At 40.4% G+C, this 7,950-nt stretch carries 4 protein-coding genes; 1 reads left to right on the top strand and 3 read right to left on the bottom strand.

Annotation, left to right across the window (positions count from 1 at the left end):
* The first annotated feature begins 518 nt into the window (after positions 1-518).
* Positions 519-2,468 (top strand): bifunctional 2',3'-cyclic-nucleotide 2'-phosphodiesterase/3'-nucleotidase, encoded by a 1,950-nt coding sequence (locus PSF16_RS10700; protein WP_006657169.1) that lies wholly within the window; start codon positions 519-521, stop codon positions 2,466-2,468.
* Between the two features lie 247 nt (positions 2,469-2,715).
* On the opposite strand, the gene PSF16_RS10695 is transcribed toward PSF16_RS10700, so the two are convergent.
* From PSF16_RS10695 to PSF16_RS10685, 3 genes are all read right to left on the bottom strand, one after another.
* Positions 2,716-3,015 (bottom strand): hypothetical protein, encoded by a 300-nt coding sequence (locus PSF16_RS10695; RefSeq protein WP_006662802.1) that lies wholly within the window; start codon positions 3,013-3,015, stop codon positions 2,716-2,718.
* Between the two features lie 452 nt (positions 3,016-3,467).
* Positions 3,468-4,067: a nitroreductase family protein gene (locus PSF16_RS10690; protein WP_006657171.1), complete on the bottom strand. Its 600-nt coding sequence runs from the start codon at positions 4,065-4,067 to the stop codon at positions 3,468-3,470.
* Positions 4,068-4,266: 199 nt separating this feature from the next.
* The gene (locus tag PSF16_RS10685) at positions 4,267-7,950 is read right to left on the bottom strand and encodes an SbcC/MukB-like Walker B domain-containing protein (protein ID WP_272689239.1); all 3,684 of its coding nucleotides are present in this window, start codon (positions 7,948-7,950) and stop codon (positions 4,267-4,269) included.

The raw sequence follows: 7,950 nt of genomic DNA, 5'->3' as shown, positions 1-7,950 counted from the left end.
ATCACATACTTATGTATGCTCCTAGGGATTAGCTTCACTTGCCGCCTTGCTACAACGCGAATTATTTAGAGCATAGGGTGAGGGGAAGAGCGAAAAATTCAAAAGCAAAAGCAAAAGTAAAAGCAAAAGTAAAAGTAAAAGTAAAAGTAAAAGTAAAAGAAAGGCAAGGGTAAAAGTACAAAAATTGAGCTGGTGGATTTGGCTACTTATAAAGTGAGTGTTGGTGAGTTGTTTGGGGAATAGCGGATTTTATCGATAACTCAAATAATAGCGGTGATTTTTACCGGATAAATCTATTTTTGTGAGCTATATAAAAGTCGGGATTCATAAATGGACTAAAACCGTGATTTAGTCACAAAAAATGGTTACTGTTTGCAGGCATTATCATTAAAACATGATATCTAACACACAGTGATAGGCTTTATTTCGGGTATTGTTGGATTTTTACTCAATAACCATGAAATGAATCTAGATTTTATGAAGGGCGTTCCTTCAAAAGGCAACAAAGGGGATTTAACGTGAAAAAGGCTCTAAAAATTTCATCTTTGGCTCTGCTGGTGGCATTTAATGCCCATGCTGCCACGGTTGACTTACGTGTCATGGAAACATCCGATGTTCACAGTAACCTAATTGACTTCGATTACTACAAAGATAAACCCACAGAGCAATTTGGTCTGGTACGCACAGCGACACTGATTAAAGCTGCTAAAAATGAAGCGACCAACGCGATTTTGGTGGATAACGGTGACTTAATTCAAGGCAGCCCTCTGGCTGACTACATGGCAAATAAAGGCTTAAAAGACGGTGAATCTCATCCAGCTCATAGCCTAATGAACACCATGGGTTACACAGTTGGAAACTTCGGTAACCATGAATTCAACTTTGGTTTAGATTATCTGAAAAAAGCCATTGCAGGCGCAAAATTCCCTTACGTCAACGCGAATATTGTTGATGCCAAAACGGGTGAAAACTACTTCAAGCCTTACATTATTGTTGATACCCCAGTAAAAGATCGTGATGGCAAAACCCATACAATCAAAGTGGGCTATATTGGATTTGTGCCACCACAAATCATGATTTGGGATAAACCAAACTTAGAAGGCAAAGTGAAGGTGAATGACATCACTGAAACCGCTAAAAAGTTTGTGCCGCAAATGAAGAAAGAGGGTGCAGACCTGATTGTGGCAATTCCTCACTCAGGATTCTCACAAGAGCCATACAAAGCGATGGCAGAAAACTCTGTGTACTATCTCAGCGAAGTACCGGGTATTAACGCCATTATGTTTGGTCACTCTCACGGTGTGTTCCCAAGCAAAGAATTCGCCGATATTAAAGGCGTCGATGTGGCAAAAGGCACGGTTAATGGCATTCCAGCAGTTATGCCAGGACAGTGGGGTGACCATTTAGGTGTAGTTGATTTGGTGGTTAACAATGACAGTGGCGATTGGAAAGTGGTTGATGCTCAAGCTCATGCCCGCCCTGTTTATGATAAAGCCACCAAGAAAGCACTGGTTGAGCGCGATGAATCACTCGTAAAAATCATCCAAGAGCAGCATCAAGGTACTCGTGATTTCGTGGGTAAATTGATTGGTAAAGCCTCTGAAAACATGTACAGCTACTTGGCATTAGTTCAAAGCGATCCAACGGTTCAGATTGTGAATGATGCTCAGATGGATTACACCCGTAACTTTATCCAAGGGGACCCAGACTTAGCTGACTTACCAGTATTAGCGGCAGCGGCACCATTCAAAGCCGGTGGACGTAAAAATGCACCTTCTGAGTTTGTTGAAGTGGAAAAAGGGGATTTAACTTTCCGTAATGCTGCTGACTTATATCTCTATCCAAATACCTTAGTGGTAGTAAAAGCAACAGGTGCGGATGTGGTTGAATGGTTAGAGTGCTCTGCGGGCATGTTCAACCAAATCGATGCACAATCAACTAAGCCACAAAGCCTGATTAACTGGGATGGTTTTAGAACCTATAACTTTGACACTATTAGTGGTGTGAATTATCAGATTGACCTGACTCAGCCTGCTAAGTATGACACTGACTGTCAAGTGGTTAATAAAGATGCTAATCGTATCAAAAATGTGACTTACCAAGGCAAACCAATCGATCCTAAAGCGGCATTCTTAATCGCGACCAATAACTATCGTGGTTATGGCGGTAAGTTCGCAGGTACGGGTGATGCGCATATTGCGTTTGCATCGCCAGATGAAAACCGTGCGATTTTAGCGGCGTATATTGCTAAAGTTTCTAAAGAGAAAGGTGAAGTCGTTTCGAAGGCCGATAATAACTGGTCATTCACTCCAATCAAAACCGATAAAAAGCTTGATGTTCGTTTTGAAACTTCACCAAGTGAAAAAGCAGCTGAGTTTATTCAGCAGCACGCTCAGTATCCAATGAAGAAAGTAGGTACTGATGATATTGGATTTGCAATTTACCAAGTTGATTTAACTGCTAAGTAATTTCAGCAGTAATAAAAGCGGTAATTATCTGAAGCCTGTCACTTGTGTCAGGCTTTTTTCATTACCGTGTATTTTGGGGTGACATTTATATGAAAAAATAAATGAAGAAAATATTGAAATGGTTGAACTTGGCAATAATGTGGCAAGCGATAGCGAAGTGAGAGCTGGGAATAATATTCGGGGAGTTTAAACTTGAGAGTAAATAGCAGCTCCCCGAATGATGATGCTTATTAAATCTTCAATTAACTTATTCATAAGTTACGTTCAACATAGGTAATTTACTGTATTTGTCATATTCAACTTTGACATACTCGGATTCAACTTTTTTACCATTTTTCAATGAGCCTGAAGCGGTAACGGTTTTACCATTACGATAACAATCAATATTCACATGAGTTTGATTTGCGATATTGACTTCACACTGAGGTTCATAGATATAACCACCAAATGAGACTGTACCTCCTGACGATGGGTTAAGATTACTCGCGAAAGAACAACTTGAAATGAAGATTGTCACTACAGTAGTTAATAAAGATAAACGTTTCATAGTCCACCCCCTTTAATAACACTGACCACCATCCAATACTGCTTTTGTGCTCTTATTTTTAGTGTAGTTCAAATACCGATAATGCAGAAATAAAAATTTAGTCTATAAGTAAATACTATTATCATGGGAATATAACATATTGATGTCAATCAAATTAAAGCTATTTTTCAGTTTCATATGAGCGATTAAAAAGACATTTTTTTATAAAAATGCGACTTATATATAAAAACTAAATATTATTTTTAAATAAGCAGTGATTGGAAATGAGTAATATCTCCTGTTCTAATTTTATATGTAATAATTTGCGATAGATTGGAGTTTTATCTTGTTAAGGAATTAATGAAATTGAAGTGTGCTATATAATGGAATATATAATGATTGGAATGAATAAATAAAATAAAGCCCCTACAAGCAATTGTAGAGGCTTTAATATAATAACGGTTAGTGATGAATTATTTGAATACTTTGAAACGAACGTCGTCGTCCATAAAGTCTTTATCAGCCGCTGGTTGCTCAATTGAGCCAAATACCATTTGAGCACGTAAAATCCAATTTGCTGGAATATCCCATTCTTTTTGCACTTGATTATCAATTAATGGGTTGTAGTGCTGCAGTGATGCGCCCACATTTTCCTGAGATAATGTTGTCCATACTGCCAGTTGCGCCATACCGCTCGCTTGTTCAGACCAGATAGGGAAATTATCTGCGTATAATGGGAATTGTTCTTGTAAGCCAGTGACTACATTTTTATCTTCAAAGAACAGCACAGTACCAGCGCCTGCGGCAAAGCTATTGATTTTTTGCTCAGTTCCAGCAAAAGCTGCTTCAGGAACGATAGCGCGTAAAGCATCTTTGGTGATGTTCCACAGTTTTTTATGTTGTGCACCAAATAACACGACAACACGTGAAGTCTGTGAATTAAATGCAGATGGTGAGTGCTTAACGGCTTCTTTGATCAATCCAGCAACTTTCTCTTCCGAGATAGGTAATGAGTCGCCTAAGTTATAAATAGTGCGACGATTTTTAATCATTTCGATAAATGCGTTAGACATGTTTGTCCCCTTGCTTTTGTTTAGAGCACGGCAATTTATTGAACAACCTCAGAAGCCGTAACTTGTTTCGATGTGAATAACTATAAAGGTATCCCTTTAAAATCATAGAAAAAAAATTTAACCTAAACATTCAAATTTTTGCATGTAGTTAAAAATCTATAAAAATCATATTAGTAGCTTTATTTTAGGCTTTTTGAGATTAACTGACACGATAGTGGCTTGGGAGTTCACTATAGCCAAGACCATTTGCTTTTTTCACGGTAATTTGTACCGGAATTCGTTCTTTCATGGCTTCAACGTGGCTAATAACACCAATGGTTTTTCCTGAAGCGTTGAGGCTCTCTAATGCATCTAAAGCAATGTCTAAGGTTTCGGCATCCAATGTACCGAAACCTTCATCAAGAAAGAGCGATTCCAGTTGGGTTCGATGACTCACCATGTCAGAGAGTGCAAGGGCTAGCGACAAACTGACTAAGAAGCTTTCCCCTCCAGACAGTGTTTTAATATCGCGAATACTATCCGCTTGCCAGCCATCAATAACTTGTAATTCAAGGTTGGCTAAATGGCTTCTTTGCAGCAAATAGCGACCATGCAATTTATCGAGTTGTTGGTTAGCTAAAGAGACTAAGCAGTCTAAGGTTAACCCCTGAGCATAACGGCGAAATTTATCCCCTTCAGCGGAGCCTATTAAGCTGTTGAGGTAACTCCAATCATCGTAGCTTAATTGGCTCTGTTCAATTTTATTCAATAACTCGCGCTGTTGGTGACGTTGCTGTTGATCGCGCTCGAGTTGGTTAATAATCTGCCCTTGTTGTTGGTTTAATTCCTTGATTTTATTATCTAACTCAGTCAATACATGTTGAATGTGCTCCAATGACAACTCCGCAAATTCAACTAAACGTTGTTGTTCATGATTGGCGAGAGATAAGAGGCTTTCTTGATAGCGGGTTTCCGCTTCAAGCTGCTGCTGAGTCACTTGTTGTTTAAGTTGCTCAAGCTGAATTTTTTCTTCGGCAGGAAGGAGGGCATTCAGGAATTGCTCTTGGGTGTCAAACGGGCTGTTCTTAAGCGCATCAATAAACTGAGCTTGTGCAACAGATTGCCGTTGATTGAGTTGTTTGAGTTGTTCATCGAGTTCTTGGGCACTTCCTGTGAGTGCGGCGATGTGTTTGTCTATCTCACTGATTTGCAGAGTAAGTTCATCGACTTTACGAGCATATTGAGCCTGCTGCACCTGCATGTTTTGGGTAAAAACAGTGATAGCTTGACCGTCTAGCATGTTTTGACGTTGGGTATTCGCATGTCCAATTTGCTGATTTAGCTGCTCAAAATGTTGCTGTTGTGACGCGAGTTGTTGCTCAATTTGTTGTGCATAGGTTGTTTCCGCTGCGAGAGTAGCGGCATGAACCTCAATACTTTTAGCGAACTGTTGAGCGTCTGTTTTTTGCGCCTCATAGTATTGCCCGCGTTGTTCAATTTCTTTTAGCCAAGAGGAAAACTGTTCTTGGCTTGGTAGCGTTAGGTTAAATGGCGAGAGCGAGGTGGCTAGCTGCTGTGTTTGCTGCTCAACGCGTTGTTTCAAAGCGTGTTGTTCCGCTTGGTTTTCGTCTAATTGCTGGGAATGGTATTTAAGTTTTTCATCAAGAAGCGATAGCTCGGAGAGCAGTTGCTTAGTTTGAGCTTGCTGTTCGTAATAGTGGTTTTTTGCCTCTTGGTGTTGGCGTTCCAGCTGTGTAAATTCACTGGTGATGGTTTGCTGAACCGTGAGTTGATTGCGCAAATCTAAAAGGCATTGCTCTACTGCGAGATGTGTTTTCGCTAATTCCGGTGTAAGTGCTTGCTTACAAGCTTGTCGCCATTGGGTATTGAGAGCATCTAATTGGACCTGTAACTGTTTTTGTGTTGCTTCATTATCTTGTTGGCGACGTTTATCCGCTTGTAATAATGCTTGGTGTTCGGTGAGTTGTTGTTTTTCGGATTCTATCTGTGTGTTGAGCGCAACCAATTGTTGCTGGGTTTCGTTTGGCGTAACAGCATGGTATGCCTCTAAAGCAGGATGCTTTAATGAGCCACAAAGGGGGCACGGTGTTCCTTCAATGAGTTGTTGGCGTTCATGTTCCAAGCTGACAATTTTTTGTTCTAATTGAAGTTTTTGTTCTAAAACTTGGCGTTGAGGCTCCAATTGAGTCACTCTATCTTGTGTAATTGCAATCAGTTTTTCCACTTGCTGGATAGATTCTGCGAGCTGGTTTTGTTGCTGAATGTGTAGCTGTACTTGCTGGTGTTTTTCCTCATGTTGCGAGAGTAAAAGTGGCAGTATTTGAGCATGCTGTAACTGTGCTTGCAGTTGAATAATGAGAGCGTTAATTGCACTTATATCGTGTTTTTCTTTGTATTCTTGAAATTGTTTTTCAAACTGATTAAAGCGGGAGTGAGACGCTTCAAGACTGAGCTGAGCTTTTTGATGTTCTTTCAGTTTTTGCAATTGAGCTTGTTGCAATGTTTGCCATTCTAGCTTGATTGCGTGTTGTTTTTGCTGATTTTTAGTGAGTTGTTCAGTCAGTTCATAAACAAATTGACCTTGCTGCTGCCAGCGCCCTAATTGGGTAATTATTTGGGCGTCATTTGCGTGTTCTTGGAGAAATAATTGCGTTTTATTCAGCCCACTCTTAGCATGATCAATTTGCTGCTGAGCGTTCTCTACACTTGCTTTTTTCTGTAAATACTCACTGTTTAGCTGACTTAATTGCTCTGAGAGTTGCAATTTTTGTTGATTGAGCTGGGAAAGTCGATTGTCTAATGGGCGCACTTCGTTATCGATCATGACCGTCGTTTTCTGTACCCATTCATTGTATTGATTTTGTTCAATCTGCGCTTGGGCATGTTGGGTCACTAAAGGTAAACGTTGCTTTTGAGCCTCTTCTAAGTGTTGGGTTATGCGTTGCTGTTTTTGAGTCTGTTCATCAAGTTGAGTTTGCAAGCTTTGCACTGCCAGCCAATCCGGGCGTAAGGCTTCCGCAGGAGAGCTTTGAGCGAGCTTGTGTAATTGGGGCTCTGCTGCTTGATAGCGTTGTTGAGCTTGCTGTTGCGCTAGCTGTAAGCGCTGGGTATTTTGTGCGAGCTGTTGATACTGTTGATGCCAAGTCACGGCTTGTTGATGGCGAAGTTTACTTTGACTCAGCTGCTGTTCTTGGGCTGAATATTGTTGCTGCTTTTCAACAAGCTCTTGATATTCGACTTCCGTAAGCAGATTGATGCTACTGGCTTGTGCTCGAAGGAGATCGAGATCAGTTTTGGCTTGTTTATGCTGATTAAAGATATAGACCGAAATTTGACTATAAATTTCGGTGCCAGTGATCTCTTCCAATAAGTCAGCGCGTTCTTTTTCTGTGGCATTGAGAAAAGCGGCAAAATCACCTTGGGAAAGTAAAATAGATTTGGTGAAACGTCCAAAATCCAATCCCGTGATTTGCACAATTTTTTCACGAATTTCACTGACTTTTTCTGCGATAATTTGCCCATCAGCGACGGTTGCTAGCTCTGCTTTAGGATCTTGGAGGTTGCCATCGGCTTTATTATTTGCGCGGCGTTGGCTCCAGAATGCACGATAAGCGATACCTTTAACTTCAAATTCTACTTCCGCTAAGCATTCGCCCGTATGGCGAGTCATCAGTTCATTTTTACTTTTTGATATTTGCCCTAAACGTGGGGTTTGATGGTATAGCGCGAGGCAGATAGCATCTAATAAGGTGGTTTTTCCTGCTCCCGTAGCACCAGTGATGGCAAATAACCCATTGCTGGCAAACGGTTCTTCAGTGAAATCAATTTTCCATTCACCTTTAAGGGAATTAATATTTTTGAGACGTAAGCTTAAAATTTTCAC

Source organism: Providencia sp. PROV033, assembly GCF_028484855.1.
GTDB classification, from domain to species: domain Bacteria; phylum Pseudomonadota; class Gammaproteobacteria; order Enterobacterales; family Enterobacteriaceae; genus Providencia; species Providencia alcalifaciens.
Note: the sequence above shows the minus strand (reverse complement) of the source record. Positions and strands in the feature narration are given on the sequence as shown.